Source organism: Pedococcus badiiscoriae, from assembly GCF_013408925.1.
Classification (GTDB): domain Bacteria; phylum Actinomycetota; class Actinomycetes; order Actinomycetales; family Dermatophilaceae; genus Pedococcus; species Pedococcus badiiscoriae.
This window is the reverse complement of the sequence record NZ_JACCAB010000001.1, coordinates 1,835,870-1,852,903: the sequence shown is the minus strand read 5'-3', so window position 1 is coordinate 1,852,903 and position 17,034 is coordinate 1,835,870. Positions and strand designations below refer to the sequence as shown.

Here is a 17,034-nt window from a genome sequence, read left to right as displayed (position 1 = left end):
CGGAGAACGACACGATCGGCGGTGGTTGCCACCTGTGCAATTCAGTGAAGGGTCGAGCCGACTCAGTTGACAGAACCCTGCCGTTCGACAGTTCCAGGTTTCCCAATTTCTCGACCCCGAAGGCCGTCGCGACATCCACATCCAGAACCTCGGCACGTGCAGATACCCCGGCGCTACAGTCCCACCGGCCTCCACGGGCAGAATCGGAAATCGCATCCCTCCCCACAGAGACGTCTCGGCGCGGATTGCCGTCCGAAGCTGCAGCAAGTCACGAGCGGGGACGCAGAGTGCCCGTCGAATTGGCCCGAGCACCGCATTGAACTGCTCCTGCCGAAGCAGCCCAATTCGCTCACGCGAGTCATCCTGTCAGAAGTCCCGCGGGCGGCCGCCGAGACCTTTTCACCTGGTTTTCGAACGCTGATGGACGTGACGAGTGCGTCATTGCCGGCCCAGTCGAGCCAATCCACTGCCTGCGCCTCAGGACCATTCATGCCCGCAGGCTGCCCCGCTACTTGCACCGATCGCCGAAATGGCGTGCTTCGGTGAGCGACGCTGCGAGGGGTGGTCGGACGCTTGCCGTTTGACGTTGTGCCTAGCGATGAGCGCCTGGGGATCTTCGCTCAGCGTGCTGCCGGGTCGAGGACTTGGGTGAACAACGCGTGGCCGTCGATACCCTTCAGTGTCACGGTCAGCTGTTCCGTTCGCGGGTCGATGTCGACCTGACCGAAGTACTGGAACCCTTCCAGCGGAGAGACGCCCGCGCGCGGCGGGGCGGCAACGAAGACCGCCTCGGGACCAAAGGTGGCGTCCAGCGAATTTGGGCCGAAGCCTCCGGCGTTCAGTGGGCCTGACACGAACTCCCAGAACGGGTCGAACTCTTGGTATGCAGCGCGGTCCGGGTGGTACCGGTGAGCCGCGGTGTAGTGGACGTCCGCGGTGAGCCAAACGTGGTTGCGCACGCCAGCCCGCTTGAGCTCGGTAAGCACCCGGGCCAACTCGATCTCGCGCCCCTTCGGCGCCCCGGCGTCACCGTTGGAGATGCTCTCCTGGTTGGGCTTGCCCTCGGTGGAGTCGGGCACGACGAGCCCTAGGGGCAGGTCATTCGCGATGACCTTCCACGTCGCACGGGAGCGCTTCAGCTCTTTGATCAGCCACTCGGTCTGCTCCATGCCCAGGATGCCGCCGTCGTCAGCGGTCTGCAGGTCCGTCGTGTTGGGATCCTTGTGACTACGCATGTCGAGAACGAACACGTCAAGCAACGGCCCGTAGGACAGCTTGCGGTAGACCCGGCCCAACTTGTCCGGCGAGGTGCGGGAGATCGGCATGTACTCGTGGAACGCCTGCCGGGCCCGGGCAACGAGCGGATCGACCGGCGTACCGTCGGGGTAGCCCGACCGGCCAACCAGGACCTCGCCGGGATACCAGTTGTTCAGCACCTCGTGGTCGTCCCACTGGGCGACGATCGCGCACTGGGCGAGGAACTCCCTCCAGGTCCGGTTCTCGGAGACGAGGTTGTATTTGAACTGGCCACGGAAGTCGTCCAGCGCGATCGCGGCGTGGCTCTTTTCGGGGGTAACGACGTTGTGCCACACACGGCCGTCCGGAAGCACCACCTCAGCCTTCACTGGGCCGTCGGCGTAAACGTTGTCCCCTGAGCTCAGGAAGAAGTCTGCGTTGGCTGCAGCCATCGCCCGCGCGATCGGGAAGCCGCCGAGGTCGGGGTTGACACCCCAACCCTGGCCAGCAATGTCGCCGGACCACAGGAAGCGGATAGCACGCCGGTCGGTCACGGCTGACCGGAACCGGCCGGCTACCGGCTCACCAGCGAGCTTCGCGTCATGAGGGTCGACTGGGGTGATGCGGTAGTGCAGGTCGGCACCCGAGGGCAGGCCGTGCAGCCGAAGTTGGCCCGTGAAGTCGGAGCCAGCCGTGACAACTGGTGAGCTCATCCGGCGAAGGACCCGCCGGAAAGACGAGTCGGAGGACACCTCGGCAACCAGCCGGGCGGGCCGGTCCGCCCGGCTCCATAAAGTGATGGCCCCAGCCTCAGGGTCACCGGACTGCACACCGTGCGTCAGGATGGGCTGACCTGTGCGGACCAGCGCCGCGGCTGGCCGTGTGACGCTTCCGGCGGTGAGGGCTGCCAAGCCCATCCCAGCGGAGCCACGGAGCAAGGATCGGCGAGAGAGGTCAGTCATGGTCCCTGATAGTGCCCGCCGGGAACCAACGACTGGTGACGAAGCCCTGAACGATGCAGCACCAGCCTGTGGCGAGTAGTAGTCCTGTCGGCCATGACCGGGTGCGTACCGCCTCGCAACTCGGAATCCGAACTTCTTGTCCTAGGTGGCTGCCGCCGGTTGAACGACCAGGGCGCTGTGTACCGCCGCATCGGCCAAGAGAGGTCACTCGGAGTGAGGTGCGCGAATGCGCGGCGGTCAGCTCAGGGCCTGCGCACGCGATGAACGTCCGGAGGTGTAGTCCACCGTTGCCGTCAACCGCTCTAGCGCCTAGCGCTCCACCAGAACCGGTACGACGTCGTGCACCGGCGCGGTCAACTTCGAGCGAACCACCCGTACTGCGGCCTTAAGCACCTCCACACCGCACAAGGGGTGGCCGCGCTCACTGACCGTCGTCGTACACCACTCTCGCGGACGCCACTTGCCTTCACGGTTCGGACCCGAATCATCACCGCAGCTTTGCCAAGGTGATTGCGGGATCGTCGCCGCTACTTCACCGCCGTGGCTTCCTGGCGCGCCAACTGGAGCGGTGGCGCCTCGCTTACGTGGTCCGGTGCTGCGCCGTTATCGCTTGGACACCCAGGCGGCCGCTGTGCGCGGCCGTGGCATCCGCACCCACGCGCTCTGGAACTCAAGCTCGGCATGCTCTGCGCGCAGGCGTTCCACACCGTGTAGTAGACCGAAGGTGAAGCCGTTCTCGCCGCGCAGGAACGACTGGGCGCCGAGCTGGCGCAGTCGCTGCCGGGCGACGACGGTGTCCTGATGCTGGCCCAGTGCCTGCTGAACGGCCTTGGCTCGCTTGGCGAGCCTCTTCGCGCGCCGCCCGCCGGCTGGGACGGCCAGCTCCGCGGCGTATCGCAGGCGCTTGGCCTTCTTACGCGCCTCGTGCAGTGCGGGGTCGTGCCCGGCGGCGTCACTCTCGGCGACGGCCCGTGCTGCTCGGTGCAGCCGCATGGCGTCTCGCCTGACGAGGTCCCCAAGGACCAAGCGCGCCGGTGCTCGCGCAGCGGGCGCCAGTGGCAGGTCTGCGACCAGGGCATCGAGCGCGTCAAGCAGGCGGTAGTAGCGCGTGGAGCCCAGCGCCTCCCGGGCCCGGGCGAGGGCATCCTTGTGTTCATGGGCCAGCTCGATACGCAGGCGGCGGCGGGCCGGGCCGAGCACGAGTTCGCGCGGTTCGGCCGATAGGGCGGCCTCGAGCCGCTCGCGGATGACCTGGGTGTCACGGGCCGGACTGAGAACCTGACCCAGCCAGCGAAGCTCACCAAGCAGGTCCTCCGGCGCCTGCTCAAACAGCGGTTTGGCAGTGGTCAGAGCCGACCGGAGCCGTCGCGCAGCGATCCGCAACCGGTGGACTCCCTCCGGCGATCCGGCGCGGACCGCCGCGTCCTGCTCGTGCAGGGCCGAGATCTGTTGCACCAGCCGGTCCCGCAGCAGAGCGGCCAGACTGCCCTTGGGTCCGCACGTCGGTTCCTTCGGCTCGCGGTCGCCAGCGTGCGTCGCCAAGATACGGTCGAGTTTCGAGGCATGGTCTGCTGGGCGGGCCCCAGAGCCCAGCAGCAAGGGCTCGATTGACCTGAACACCGAGGCTGGTTGACCCTCCACGGCCTCCAGCTCCCACTCACGCCACGCCTGCTCGCCGTGGTCGTCCTCGCCGTTCAGCAGCCGTGCGCACACCCTGTCATCGCACAGCGTGGCCAGCGGCCGCGCGGCGCTGAGCAGCGTGTACGCAGTGCGGTCGGTGGCGATGGCCGCCACCGGCACCAGTGGCCGATCGCGGACGATGGCCCGCACCGGGTCGGCGACCTGGCGCGGCACCGACCTCACGGCGCGACCCAGCGGGTGCCGCAGCTCGGTCTTCTCGTCCCGACCTCGCGGTACCTTCACGTGCCAACCCTCATCGTCCCCGCCGGTGCGCCGCCGAAGGGTGATGCCGCGACGGTGCAGATCTAGGGCCGGGGTGTCGAAATACACGGCATCCAGCTGAATCTGAATCACCGCACCAACACCCGGGGTCGCGTCGCCTTCGCCCAGCGGGACCGCGGTCGTCCCGTCCACGTCGTACTTGCGTTCGGTCTCCACATGCTCGCGAGCGGCCATACCCCATCCTCCCGCATCGGGCTTCGACGCTGGAAGGTGCACCTCATGCAGAACCGGGCTCGGCGGATCGGCGACGGTCATCTTGCAGCCGAGCTCTGTCTCACGGCCAGCGTGCTGCAAAACCGGTTCCGCGCTGGCCAACTGCAGCAGCGGGGCGCCCGGTCAGGGCGTCCGCACACCGGTCGGCGCACCATGATGGCGTCGCCAACCGGTCGCGCCAGCGGCGTCGGACAGGCGCATGGTCAGCTGGCCATCGATGACCGTCGCGGTTGAACCCCCGCGATCTAGGCCAGCCGACCCATCAGCGTCACGGATGCAGGGGTGTCCTCGCTCGGCTTGATGACGCAGGTGTTGCCCCAGGCGATCGCGGGGGCGATCTTCCATGGTCGCAGCATCGTGGATGTCTATGCGGTACCCGATGATGTCCCCCCAGACGTTGGTCGCTAGGTACCCGAGAGGTACCCGCGGCACCAGAACCAGCCAGTACCACCCGGCATACACAGGCTCGGAAACCGTTGTGCAGCAACGAACCGCCGCGGGCCTTGGCGTTGGCGACGGACTCCTAAAGCGGGTGTCGGCAGTTCGAATCTGCCCGAGGGCACACTGTCGGCTCTATGAGTTCGCCTGATGCTTGACGTTTGGGCTTCGGTTGATGCTTGACAGTGTTTCGGCTGATGCTTGACACCTACTTCGGCTGATTCTTGACGCTCCTTCCACGTGGGAGATGAGCGTGGCTGAGCAGAGGTACAAGGCGGTGCTCGCGGTGATCGCCGACGGGCGGCGCGCGGTCGGCGAGGTGGCGAGCCACTGCGCCCGGCAAGCTCAGCGCAGACATTCAGTGACCGACGACTCCCTCCACAACGATGGCCACACTGAAGGCCAGCGGCGGCGAGAAGAGAATCCCGCGCCCCAACGCAGACGCCCACACATCGCCTAGCCCGGCAGCCCAGACCGCGGCACCCACGGTCACAGCCAGAAGTGACCACAGCGCCATGGGCACAAGGGCGATGAAGATCCCCCACTCGATCTGCGAGGGGCCCGCCAGATACGTGAAGAACGGGATTGCAATGAGTGAGGCGGTCACCACCAGAGAAGGCCACATGAGTACGCGTGGGGTCCACATCGACGCAGTCGCCGCTTGCGAACGTTCAGCGGACGACCAGGCAGCTCCGGACCCTGAAGCCGGCGGGCACGTCGACCACTCGGACGGACGTGCACAGACTCCCCGGTCATGCCACAGACTGACCGTCGACCCGGGACAGAACCACACGAACGCGCACACCGTGATCGATCTGGAACGCCAGCCACACGCGACCCCGCCGCGAGCCGGGAGGGGCTCAGGAGCTCAGCATCCAGTCGACGGCCTCCTGGCAGTGGATCGCGGCGGTGTCATAGAGCGGCACTGAGGCGTCACCGCCTTCGACGAGGAGTCCGATTTCGGTGCACCCGAGGATGATGCCTTCCGCACCGCGCTGGACCAGGTGGTCCATGACGTCGCGATAGCGGTTGCGCGAGGAGTCGAGGACCACGTCGTGGCACAGCTCGTCGTAGATGATGCGATGCACGTCGGCGCGTTCGACGGCGCCTGGGGTGATCACCTCGAGACCCTGCTCGCGTAGGCGTCCGACGTAGAAGTCCTGCTCCATCGTGAAGGCTGTCGCGAGCAGGGCGACCGTGTGAAGGCCGTCGGCCCGAACGCGCGCCGCAGTGGCGTCGGCAATGTGAAGCAGGGGAATGGTCGTGGCCTCCTGCAGCTGGTCAGCGACCTTGTGCATCGTGTTGGTTGCGAGGATGAGCCCCTCGGCGCCGGCGTGTTCCAACCCGCGGGCTGCATCGACGAGCACCGCCGCGGTGCCGTCCCAGTTCCCGTCGTGCTGCATCGCGGCGACCGGTTCGAAGTCGACGCTGTGGACCAGGAGGTGAGCGGAGTGCAGGCCGCCGAGCCGAGAGGCGACTCCTTGGTTGAGCAGCCGGTAGTACTCGGCTGTGCTGGTCCAGCTCATCCCGCCGAGTACTCCGAGAAGTTTCATGGCGTCATCTTCCTGCCGGTGGTTCGGACAGGGCAAAGATCGTCAGTGGGGCTACTCGGCCACGGGAGCCTGGTCGGGCTCCAGCAACGCCCGCACCCGGCCACCCGGGTCCAGGCGGCCGAGCATGGCGTCGCTGATGCGTGCCAGCTGCCGGACCTGGGTCGGAGTCAGCGCGTCGAAGACGAGGTGACGGACGGTCTCGACGTGGCCGGGCGCGGTCTGGACGACCATGTCCCACCCTGCGCTGGTCAGGCGGGCGTTGGTGGCCCGGCCGTCCTCGGGGCAGGGGAAGCGCTCAACCAGTCCCCGGCCCTCGAGCTTGTGGACCACGTGCGACAGACGGGGAAGCGTCGCGCTGGTGCGCTGGGCCAAGGCCGTCATCCGCAGCGTGCGCTCCGGCGCCTCGGACAGCATCGCCAGGACGACGTAGTCGAAGTGGCTGAGCCCTGCGTCGCGGCGCAGCTGCGAGTCGAGGGCGGCCGGGAGCAGCTCCATGACCGCCTCGAACCGTAGCCAGGCAGCGCGCTCGCCCGGATCCAGCCACCGTGTCGTCATGTTCACAGCCTATCGGATTAGTTGAAGGAACAACTTACGGCCGAGGCGTGTTACTTGTATCGACAACTTACGACACCACTCTGAAAGGCTCACCATGGCGCACATCTCGATCATCGGAACCGGCAACATGGGCCAGGCGATCGCCGCGGTCGCAGGCCGCGGCGGACACACCGTCAGCCTCGTCGGCAAGGACGACACCGACGCACGCCTCGGCGACGTGGTGGTCCTGGCCGTCCCCTACCCGTCCCTGTCGGACCTCGTGGCCACCCGCGGCGCCGACCTCGCCGGGCGGATCGTCGTCGACATCACCAACCCCCTCGACTTCCAGACCTTCGACTCGCTCACCGTCGCCGCCGACGGCTCCGCGGCCGCCGAGCTGGCCGCGGCACTCCCCCAGTCACGCGTCCTCAAGGCGTTCAACACCAACTTCGCTGGCACGTTGGCCACAGGGAAGGTGGGCGACCTCACCACGACCGTCCTGATCGCCGGTGACGACGCCGACGCCAAGTCGACCCTGGCCGACATCGTCGCCGCCGGGGGCCTCAAAGCCATCGATGCCGGCTCCTTGCGTCGCGCTCGCGAGCTGGAGGCGATCGGCTTCCTTCAGATCACGCTGGCCGCCAACGAGAAGATCTCCTGGACCGGCGGCTTCGGCGTCATCGCCTGACCAGACCAGCCACACGAAGAGAGTCCCCACCATGACCGTCAACGCCGTACGTCTCAATCACGCCGTGCTGTTCGTCAGCGACGTCGACCGCAGCCTCGACTTCTACCAGCAGGCTTTCGCGATGGAAGTCGTGGCGCGAGAACCGCGCGCTCACGCCGCCTTCCTGCGCCTCCCCCGTTCCGGCAACCACCACGACCTGGGCCTGTTCGGCGTCGGTGCGCAGCCGCCGCGCCCCCGCGGCGCCCTCGGCCTCTACCACCTCGCGTGGCAGGTCGACACGATCGACGAGCTCGTCGAGGCCCGCAGCACCCTGGTGCGCCTCGGCGCCCTGACCGGCGAGTCCAGCCACGGCGCCACCAAGAGCCTCTACGGCCAGGACCCCGACGGCAACGAGTTCGAAGTGATGTGGATGCTGCCCCGCGCGGCATGGGGTGAGTTCGAGCACTCCGCACCGGTCGAGCGCCTCGACCTCGCCGCTGAGGCCGAGCGCTGGACCGGCGTCCGCACCGCAGCCGAGCTCGTGCCGAAGGACGCGTCGTGAGCGCCGAGACGACGTTCGCGGCGCCGGTCGTCGCGACCCATGGGGCCGCAGACCCGAGCGCTCCGCTCGTGGTCCTCCTCCACGGCCGAGGATCCAACGAGCAGGAGATCCTCGGCATCGCGCCACACCTGCCCCAAGGCGTCGAGTATGCCGCCGTGCGGGCCCCGATCGCCGAGGGCGGAGGCTTCGCGTGGTTCGCCAACCGTGGCATCGGCCGCCCAGTGGCCTCCTCTCTCCAGGCGACCATGGCCTGGTTCCGCACCTGGCTCGACACGGTGGCGCCAGCCGGTCGGCCCGTCGTGCTGGTCGGCTTCAGCGGAGGGGCCGCCTTCGCCGGCGGACTCGTCCTCGCCGACCCGTCGCGCTATGCCGGAGCAGCGATCCTCTACGGCACCCTGCCGTTCGACGCCGGCCTGCCGTTCGAGCGCAGCCACCTCGCCAACCTGCCGGTGTTCGTGGCGCAGGGAGAGGCGGACCACGTCATCCCGCGCGAGCTGCTCGACCGCACCTGGACCTGGCTGCACACCCAGTCCGGCGCGCCCACCGTCGGACGCCGCGACCCGGGCGGCCACGGGCTGACCGCGGCGACGATGCAACGCCTCGCCGCGTGGGTCGCCGAGCTCTTCACTCACCTCGCCGTCGAGGGAGCCCCGCCGGTCGGGCCGCCTCAGGAGGTCTTCTGGACCACGGTCGACGGTGGCCACCTCCCCCACCGCGAGGGCACCTCCCCCCAGGTCCACTGGGACATCCCCCAGCAGCAACAGTCGCAGAACGCACCGGAGACGTTGCAGGAGAAGCTCTTCGAGCGGGTCAGTGCCCTCGCCGGGGTGCAGGGCGGTCCGTCACGCATCTCGGTACCCGGAGCGCGGGCGTTCACCCTCCCCGACGGCACCGGCCCCGACGAGTCCTACCTCGTCCCCGGTGTGCGCGAGTTCGCGCACCTTCACCCGGCATACGACGGCTCGCTCCACCTCGCCCTCCCAGCTGCCTACGCCGCCGACCTCGTCGCCCACGGCTGGGGCGTCCCCCACCCGTGGGCCGGCACCCGTCTCGCGGCCGGCTTCGTCATGCTCTTCGGCCCCCGGACCGAGGACGAGCTCGAGACCGTATCCGCCATCGTCACGGCGGCCCACGCCTTCGCCTCCGGGACGGCGAAGGCCTGACGGGACGGTCGCGACACCCCGCCAGGCCCACCGTCAGGCTGCCGGCTCGAGCACGAACCACACAGTCATTCCCCCGGCGTCCAACCTGGAGCCCCACCGCGTGGCGAGCGCGTCCACGAGCTGCAATCCGCGACCGTGGACGGCCAACGGATCCACGGCCACGTTGCCGGGGTCGACGACGACGTTCGAGCCACTGTCACGAACGGTCCCGGTGAGGACGCCGTGGTGGAGGACGAAGCGCAGCTCGCATCCGGCGTCGGTGTGCATCACCGCGTTGGTGACCAGCTCACTCAGGCACAGGATCGCATTCGTGACCGTGCCCTCGTCCACGCCCCACGCCGCGAGGGCGCTGACGGCGAAGTGGCGTGCTGCACCGACTGCGCGAGGGTCCGCGGCGACGGAGTAGGTCACTGCTTGTGCACTGGGTGGCACCGGCTCAGCCTCAAGGGACCTGTCGGCATGGGTGGTGGCGCGCTGCACCTCGCGCAGCTCATCGCCCAGACGCGCCGCGAGCGCCTCCAGCTCGGCCACCCGTTGCGGGTCGAAGTGCTGCGCTGCGTCGAAGAACAAGGCGTAGGCGCCCACGACGTGCCCGGACGCGACGATAGGTAGGACCGCCAAGGCTTGCGTCGTCGGCAGCTGGCGGTCGACGAACGCCCGGTAGCGTCGGCCGACGTCGTCCAGGGAACCGAGCACGACCTCGCCCGTGCGCACGGCGTGGGTGAGTGGGACGTCCTCGTAGGCGTCGATCTCACACCACGGCACGGAGCGCTCTGTCTCGCGGTCACTCGCGGTGAACAGCAGCCTCCGCCCGCCGCCCTCGGCGAGTGCCAAGCCTGCCCGATGGACCCCCGGCACGTTGGCCAGCTGCGCGAGCGCGGACTGCGCCCACGCCTCCCCCTCCGGGACCGGTCTGCTTGCGACGGTGTGCGCCACTTCCGCAGGGTACCGGCCTGGGCGGCGTCACGGATCACGCGGTGAGGCGTCTCATCCTGTGATGCCTCGACTGGTGTCGTTGGATACCGCGTCACCAATGCCCGCAGTGGGTCTCCCCGTTACGCGACCGACTGCAGGGTGCGGTCGCGTAACGGGAGGGGTGCGGGTGGCGCAGGATCTGGCATCGGGTGAGTCTGCGGACTGGGTGGCGGCCGTGAGGTATGCCCGGGCGTTGCGGTCGGACGCGGCCACACCTTTGGTCGACGGGACCGTGGCGGCGCCCCTGCGGGCCGATGAACGGCCGATCTTCCAGGTGGTGGCCACGTTCGAGCGGCGGCATGACACGACGAGGCTCACGACGTGGGCCGACCGCAGCGGATGCCAGGTCACGGGGACGCCACAGCGCCTGGTGTTGAGTCACCGCCTGAAAGGCTGGGTGAGCTTGTGGTTCTCCGAAGTTGTCGGACTACGCATCGAGCCTGGTGAGCGTGACTGGCAGATCGAGATGGCTTTCCAGCACCAGTCGCCCGTCCGGTTGACCGGTCCGGGCGTCGCGTTGGTCGCGGTTCATGTGGTCGCGATGGTGCACCCGCAGACCTGGTGGCGATGGCCCCATTGAAGGGCCTGCTCGGGGACTGACCCACGTCGAGGTCGGGTGGCGCGTCCGGGCGTGCGCGCCATGCGATTCCTGGGTCGTGGACGGCCGCGGGGGACGTCACAGACGAAGGCCTGCGGCGTCTCAACGGTGAAGGGCCGGTCATCGTGCGAACGCGCTGGCGCCCACCGCAGGAAGGACCCCGATCACCCCATGAGACTTCGTCGGACTGCAGGGTCGGTCCTCGGCGCCCTCACCGCCGTCACTCTCGGGCTCAGCCCGGGTCATGCCGCCCACGCCTCACCCAGCAACCCGCCCGCGCCACCCAGGTGCGTCCACGGCTATGGGCCCCGACCTTCGATGACGGTCCGTCGGCCAGCACCTCTGCGATCCTCGGCGCGCTCTCCGCCAACGGGCAGGTGCGGGCAACGTTCTTCAATGTCGGCGCCCAGGAGCAGCTGCACCCGGCCCTCGTGCTCGCCCAGCAGGCTGCCGGGCAGTGGCCAGGCGACCATAGCTACTCCCATCCCTTCCCCGACGAGCTCCCCTCGTATGCCGTGACCGACGAGATCCTTGGCACGCAACAGATCCATGAGCAGCTCACCGGCGTCCGCGAGTGGCTTTTCAGGCCGCCATTCGGTCCTGCCACGGCGGCAATCCGTGCCACTGCGCTGTCCATGGGCATGACCGAGGTCCTCTGGACGGTCGACACTCGTGACTACGCGGGCGCCACGACGCCCGAGATCGTCGCTACGGCGATGACGGCGCACGACAAGGACATCGTGCTCATGCACGACGTTCTACGCCAAGGCAGCCCACTGGTAGGGACGGGGAAGCTGCGGACCGCGATGTGAGACGTGTGATCAGCACCGTCGTCACCTTCCAGCGGGTCGGGACTCTCTCGGAGTGGACGGGGCGCGAACACACAGGAAGCGCCCCAGAGAGACGGGGACTCTCATTGCACACTCATCCATCTGTGCTGGCTCAGCCATGGGTCGGCGCCGCCATCAGGGTGTGCGGACGCCGTGAACACGCGCACCACGGGGGCCGTGTCATCGCGGTGGTCCCAGCCCACAACGAGGGTGCCACGGTGCATCAGGCGGTCGAGGCGCTGGCCGCCCAAGCCCGAGTTCCCGATGAGGTCATCGTCGTGGCTGACAACTGCACCGACGACACCGCAGCCCGCGCCATGGCCGCTGGCGCCCGGGTCGTCGAGACTCGCCTCAGGAAGCGGACGGCCCTGGCGGCCCGGACCTACCGAGGCGGCGTCGCCCAGGTGGCCATCGCCGCCTGGCTAAGCGTTCCCGGGAGACACGCCCTAGTTCGGGATGGTGTGCCCGGATATCCCGATGTCTTTCGCAGCCTTCGCGTCACGATCGGCTAGGTCGGACGTCCTCCGTAGTGGCGTGGTGCAGTTCTGCTCTCGTCTTCTGCAGCGATCCCACCTTGGGGATCCTTCGATTTTGGGACGAGGGGCCGACGTTGAGTACCACCCGCCTTGCCACGCCTGCGCGCCGCCGTGCGGCCGGAGTGTGTGTGCCCACCCTGGGAGCAGGTGCCAACCCGGGGGACAGACGGCGCACGACTGGCTGGGAGCGTAAGGAATGGGCGACAAGGCCGAAGCGGATGACGCTTCTGTCGTCTCTTGGCGCCCTGACGATGGTGGCGGCTGGCCTGGTCGTCGGCGGGCCTGGTACTTCGTCTCCGGCGTGGGCCGCGAGTGTAGAGATGGTCTCGGCCGATTCGTCGACGATGGTCACCGTCGCGGCCGGGGCGGAGATCGGTTCCCTTGACGTCCCGACACTGGTGACGATCACCCCCGGCACAAGCGGTACGGTCCCCGTGACAGTCCAGCTCAATGCCGGATCAATTTCCAGCATGACCCCCACGGGCGCAACGAACCAAGACCTCGTATTCAACGCCCCGTCGAACAGCACATTCGCCGCCCAAACGTCGGTGAGTGTCCAGCAGTCAAATGACGGTGTGACCTTCTTTGCCAGCACCGTGACCGCATCGAGCTGTGCCCTGAGCAACCTGAACAGGACGCTCTCGTGCCAGGTCAGTGGCAACTCGAGCTGGCCTGCACCGCCAGCGAGCTACAGGTTCAATCCCGTGGTAACGGTTGATGCAAGTGCGCCTGCCGGTATCTTGACGCACGGAACGAGCAGCTACTCCTTCATCGGCGACGGCGCACCTCTTCAGACGACGAAGGGGACCCTGAACGTTCAGACCTCCGACCAGCCACCCTTTTCTTGCACGAACACGCTCTACACGCTCGACACCAACAGCCAGCTGTGGCAGGAGACTCTCGGTCCCGGGGGCGTGTTGGCCGGTTCAACATCCAAGCTTCTCGCCAACGTGCAGGTTACCCAGAACGGGTTGGCCGCCTCTGCTGGTGGTACGGCGTTGTACTGGGCCAACCAAACCGGGGGCCCGGTAACCGTTTCCAGGCTCGATTCTGCGACGGGTCAGATCACCACGTTCGCAACGACAACCACGGTGACGGGTGGTCTCATCGCCGGGGCGATCAACCCTCTCAACGGGTGGTACTTCTACGGGTCTATCGATGCCGCGACCTCCAGCCTGTACATCTACGCGTTCAACACGACCACCAACACGGACCTCGGCGAAGTCGGCCGAGTCCAATTCCCGGCCGGGACATCCAACGTGTCCGACTTCGTCTTCGATGGCAACGGAAACCTCTACACCAGCTTTGACGATGTGACCTTGACGACCACCACCCTTGTCCGGGTCAACGGGACGATCCCAACAACCTCGGGCACCCCCACACTCACATACACGCCACTGTCAACACTGGCCATCGCGGGGTTGGGGATAAGCTCCGGGATCGCGTTCGGGTCCAACGGCAACCTGTACCTGACGACAACGACAGCGTTCCTCCGGGTCGACCCGATCACCGGGGCCCTTCTTGAGACCGGGCCGACACCATCAGCGACAACATACGATGCGGCGTCGTGCAGCTTTCCCGGATCCGTGACCCTGCAAAAGAACATCGTCCGGCGTGCCGTCAGCACCGACCAGTTCAACCTCACCATCACCGGGTCGAACACGGCCGGCAACACCGGCACCACGTCCGGAACGACGACCGGTCTTCAGACCGCACCGGGGGCAGTGGCAGGCCCCGTCATCGCGTTGACCGGCGCCGTCCTGACCTTCACCGAATCGGCCGCCGCGGGAACAAACCTGGCCAACTACACGACCACCTACCAGTGTAAGGATCCGACGGGTACGGTTCTGCAATCCGGATCCGGCACGACGTTCACTTTCACCGAGCCCCCACCGGTGAACGGTGTCGGTGCCGCTGTCACCTGCGTATTCACCAACGGACCCGCGCCGAGGATCACGCTGACAAAGGCGTTGGGGGCGCCGCGCGAGGCTGCCACGGACCAGTTCACAGTTGCTGTGCGCACGGGGGGCGCAGCGGGCACTGTCGTGAACAGCACGGCCAACTCGACGACGGCCGGTTCGGGGTCGACCGTGACGCCGGGGTCGGGAACGTCCGGGGCGTATGTGGCGTCGGTAGGGACCGCCTACACGTTGACGGAGGCCCCCTTCGGCACGACATCGCTGGCGAACTACGCGAGCAAGATCACGTGCACGGACTCGGCCGGCCTGCAGACCGGCCTGCCCGCGGGTGCGGCATATGACCCGAACGCTCCTCCGACGGTCACGCCCGTCCTGGGCGCGAACATCTCCTGTGTTCTGACGAATACAGCTCAGCCGATCATCTCGTTCGGCAAGACGGTCGACAAGGGCGCGAACACGATCGTGAACCCGGGTGACACGTTGACCTACACGCTCTCGATCGTGAACTCGGGGTCGGTGCCCTCCAGCACGATTTCGCCCTTCGATGACCTGACGAATGTGGTGAACAATGCGACGTTCAACCCGGGGTCGATCACGATCACCCCGGCGGGCACGGGAACGGCGTCGTATGCCTCCGCGACCAAGCGTTTGACCTGGACCGGGATCGTTCCGGCGAACACGACGGTGAACGTGACGTACACGGTGACCGTCAACCCGGTTGCGTTCGGTCAACTCCACAACGCGTTCATGGGCGTCTCGGTCACCAACCCCATCGGAGCGAGTCTGCAGTGGCGGAAGATCGACGCGACGGCGGCGAAGAACGTGCTCGCGGGGGCGTCGTGGACGCTGACGGCGTTGAACGGGCTGGGTCAGCCGACGGGTACTCCGATCGTGGTCACGGACTGTGTTAGCTCACCGTGCACGGGCGCGGACACGAACCCGGCTGGAGGACTGTTCTTCGTCAAAGGTTTGACGCCCGGGAACTACCAGCTGGTGGAGACGAAAGCACCGGTCGGGTACGTGTTGAACTCCACTCCGATCCTGGTCACCGTCTCGGCTACGACTCAGACCACGGTCCTTGCGGACGTGGTGAACCAGCAGGCGGCGCCGATCGTGCTGCCCCTGACCGGGGGGCTGGGCACAGACGTGATCACGTATTGGGCGACGTCGCTGCTGGCTGCTGCTGTGGTCCTTCTGGGCTGGCAGTGGCGTCGGCGATCCCGGATCCGGAGATCGCCGTGACCTCGAGAACGCAAATGAGTGGGGGGCCCTGACCTCGCCCCCCTTGCATCCGGTCCACCCACCTACATAACTCTGAAACGAAATAAGACAGGAAACACCACAATGAACAACACTTCTCGGTCGCCGCGCTTGCGGCGGCTGGCTGCCGTCGTCGGCGCCGGTGCGCTCACCCTGTTGGGTGTGGCGGCCATCGCCGGCCCGGCAAACGCGGACACCACCGGCGGCAACGTGCCGGCCGGCCCGTACAACCTGACGATCACGAAGCTGCAGAACCCGACGACCGGAGGTACCGCGACGAACGGTACCCAGCAGAACGTCGCAGCACTGACCCCGATCCCGGGGGTCGTGTTCAACATCGCGCCGGTCAACGGTGTCGACCTGACCACCCAGGCCGGGTGGATCACCGCATCCACGCTGACGGTGAACAGCTCCGGCCAGGTCGTCGGCGGGGCCACCACGTACACCACCGGCACAGCAACCCCGTTGGCCGCGACGAACAGCAGCGGCGTGACCACCTACAGCACCTCCACCCCTGCGGTCTACGAAGTGACCGAGGTCAGCGCCCCGGCCGGGACCGTCATCGGTGCACCATTCCTCGTGACCCTGCCTCTGCCGCAGGGCAACAACTGGTTGACGAACGTGTTCGTCTACCCGAAGAACACGGTGCAGAACGCTCCGGTGAAAACGGTCACCGACACCAGCGCGTCCGGGGTCGGGGCGACGGTGAACTGGACGATCACCTCCACCGTGCCGAACCAGGCCGCGGGGAACGCGTTCACCGCCTACACCATCGCTGACACCCTCGACACCCGACTGACCCCCCCGACCGCGGCCGCGGTCACGGTCACGATGAAGTCCGCCACCGGCACCACGATCACCCTCCCGGCCGCCGACTACACGATCACCGTCTCCGGGCAGACCGTCACGGTGAACTTCACCGCCGCTGGTCTGACGTTCCTGACCTCGAACCCGTCCGCGGTGATCACGGTCGGGATCCCGACCGTGGTGAACTCGGTCGGTAACGGCACCATCCCGAACACGGCCAGCCAATTCATCAACGCGCCGACCGGCGGGTCGACCACGACCCCGTCGAACACCGCGAACACCACCTGGGGCGACGTGACCCTGCACAAGGTCGACCCGGCCGGGAACGCGCTCGCGGGTGCCAGCTTCCAGGTGTTCACCTCGCTGGCGAACGCGCAGAGCCTGACCAACCCGGTCTCTGTCGGCGGTGTGACCACCTTCACGTCGAACGCGTCCGGCACTGTCGCGATCAACGGTCTCAAAGCGCAGAACAACGGTACTGGCGCCAACCTGACCTACTACATCGTCGAGACGCAGGCGCCCGCCGGGTTCATGATCGCGCCTGCTTTCCAGCAGAGCAGTGGTGGTTTCGCCGAGACCGTCGCCCCCGGCACCTCAGCGAATGCGACTGTCACGGTCACCGATCCCCAGGTGTCCCCGATCGCGCTTCCGCTGACCGGTTCGACTGGCACAGCGATCTTCCTCGGGGGTGGGCTCGCTCTGGCAGCGGCCGGCATCGCAGCCGCGGTCCTGCTGGTTCGACGCCGGCAGGCCGAGACCGGTTGGGTCGCCGTGCCGGAGGAGGCAACCGGGCGCTAAGGCCCACCACACAGCAAGCCC

General features: G+C 67.5%; 15 protein-coding genes. 8 read left to right on the top strand and 7 right to left on the bottom strand.

Annotated features, from left to right (window positions below; all coding sequences use genetic code 11):
• Nucleotides 1-620: 620 nt before the first annotated feature.
• The 6 genes from BJ986_RS08900 to BJ986_RS08875 form a co-directional block, all read right to left on the bottom strand.
• Nucleotides 621-2,147 (bottom strand): alkaline phosphatase D family protein, encoded by a 1,527-nt coding sequence (locus BJ986_RS08900; protein WP_420372041.1) that lies wholly within the window; start codon nucleotides 2,145-2,147, stop codon nucleotides 621-623.
• Between the two features lie 654 nt (nucleotides 2,148-2,801).
• A complete protein-coding gene (locus BJ986_RS08895; protein ID WP_179421653.1) occupies nucleotides 2,802-4,334 on the bottom strand; it encodes a CYTH and CHAD domain-containing protein in 1,533 nt (510 codons plus the stop codon).
• A gap of 284 nt (nucleotides 4,335-4,618) precedes the next feature.
• Entirely contained in the window at nucleotides 4,619-4,729 is a 111-nt protein-coding gene (locus tag BJ986_RS08890; protein ID WP_179421652.1) for an aldehyde dehydrogenase family protein, read from the bottom strand.
• Between the two features lie 440 nt (nucleotides 4,730-5,169).
• A complete protein-coding gene (locus BJ986_RS08885) occupies nucleotides 5,170-5,421 on the bottom strand; it encodes a hypothetical protein (protein WP_179421651.1) in 252 nt (83 codons plus the stop codon).
• A gap of 250 nt (nucleotides 5,422-5,671) precedes the next feature.
• Complete coding sequence (locus tag BJ986_RS08880; RefSeq protein ID WP_179421650.1) at nucleotides 5,672-6,364, bottom strand: aspartate/glutamate racemase family protein; 693 nt, start codon at nucleotides 6,362-6,364, stop codon at nucleotides 5,672-5,674.
• 51 nt (nucleotides 6,365-6,415) lie between these two features.
• Nucleotides 6,416-6,919: a MarR family winged helix-turn-helix transcriptional regulator gene (locus tag BJ986_RS08875; RefSeq protein ID WP_179421649.1), complete on the bottom strand. Its 504-nt coding sequence runs from the start codon at nucleotides 6,917-6,919 to the stop codon at nucleotides 6,416-6,418.
• Between the two features lie 94 nt (nucleotides 6,920-7,013).
• Between BJ986_RS08875 and BJ986_RS08870 the strand changes: the two genes are divergently transcribed.
• The 3 genes from BJ986_RS08870 to BJ986_RS08860 are packed head-to-tail and all read left to right on the top strand — an operon-like array spanning nucleotide 7,014 to nucleotide 9,290.
• Nucleotides 7,014-7,586 carry an NADPH-dependent F420 reductase gene (locus BJ986_RS08870; protein WP_179421648.1) on the top strand — a complete coding sequence of 191 codons (573 nt, stop codon included), beginning with the start codon at nucleotides 7,014-7,016 and terminating at the stop codon, nucleotides 7,584-7,586.
• Between the two features lie 31 nt (nucleotides 7,587-7,617).
• The gene (locus BJ986_RS08865) at nucleotides 7,618-8,127 is read left to right on the top strand and encodes a VOC family protein (protein ID WP_179421647.1); all 510 of its coding nucleotides are present in this window, start codon (nucleotides 7,618-7,620) and stop codon (nucleotides 8,125-8,127) included.
• Nucleotides 8,124-9,290, top strand: coding sequence for a luciferase domain-containing protein (locus BJ986_RS08860; RefSeq protein WP_179421646.1), 1,167 nt, complete (start codon nucleotides 8,124-8,126; stop codon nucleotides 9,288-9,290). The genes BJ986_RS08865 and BJ986_RS08860 overlap by 4 nt, the downstream gene beginning before the upstream one ends.
• Before the next feature lie 33 nt (nucleotides 9,291-9,323).
• On the opposite strand, the gene BJ986_RS16770 is transcribed toward BJ986_RS08860, so the two are convergent.
• Nucleotides 9,324-10,226, bottom strand: coding sequence for an ATP-binding protein (locus tag BJ986_RS16770; RefSeq protein WP_179421645.1), 903 nt, complete (start codon nucleotides 10,224-10,226; stop codon nucleotides 9,324-9,326).
• Nucleotides 10,227-10,392: 166 nt separating this feature from the next.
• On the opposite strand from BJ986_RS16770, the gene BJ986_RS08850 reads away from it, so the two are divergent.
• The 5 genes from BJ986_RS08850 (at nucleotide 10,393) to BJ986_RS08830 (ending at nucleotide 17,013) form a co-directional block, all read left to right on the top strand.
• Complete coding sequence (locus tag BJ986_RS08850) at nucleotides 10,393-10,845, top strand: hypothetical protein (protein ID WP_179421644.1); 453 nt, start codon at nucleotides 10,393-10,395, stop codon at nucleotides 10,843-10,845.
• A 305-nt stretch (nucleotides 10,846-11,150) separates the two neighbouring features.
• Entirely contained in the window at nucleotides 11,151-11,675 is a 525-nt protein-coding gene (locus tag BJ986_RS08845) for a polysaccharide deacetylase family protein (protein WP_179421643.1), read from the top strand.
• Nucleotides 11,672-12,205, top strand: coding sequence for a glycosyltransferase (locus tag BJ986_RS16620; RefSeq protein ID WP_337795048.1), 534 nt, complete (start codon nucleotides 11,672-11,674; stop codon nucleotides 12,203-12,205). The genes BJ986_RS08845 and BJ986_RS16620 overlap by 4 nt, the downstream gene beginning before the upstream one ends.
• Before the next feature lie 242 nt (nucleotides 12,206-12,447).
• Complete coding sequence (locus BJ986_RS08835) at nucleotides 12,448-15,390, top strand: prealbumin-like fold domain-containing protein (protein WP_179421642.1); 2,943 nt, start codon at nucleotides 12,448-12,450, stop codon at nucleotides 15,388-15,390.
• Nucleotides 15,391-15,492: 102 nt separating this feature from the next.
• A complete protein-coding gene (locus BJ986_RS08830) occupies nucleotides 15,493-17,013 on the top strand; it encodes a SpaH/EbpB family LPXTG-anchored major pilin (RefSeq protein ID WP_179421641.1) in 1,521 nt (506 codons plus the stop codon).
• The last annotated feature ends 21 nt before the right edge of the window (nucleotides 17,014-17,034 follow it).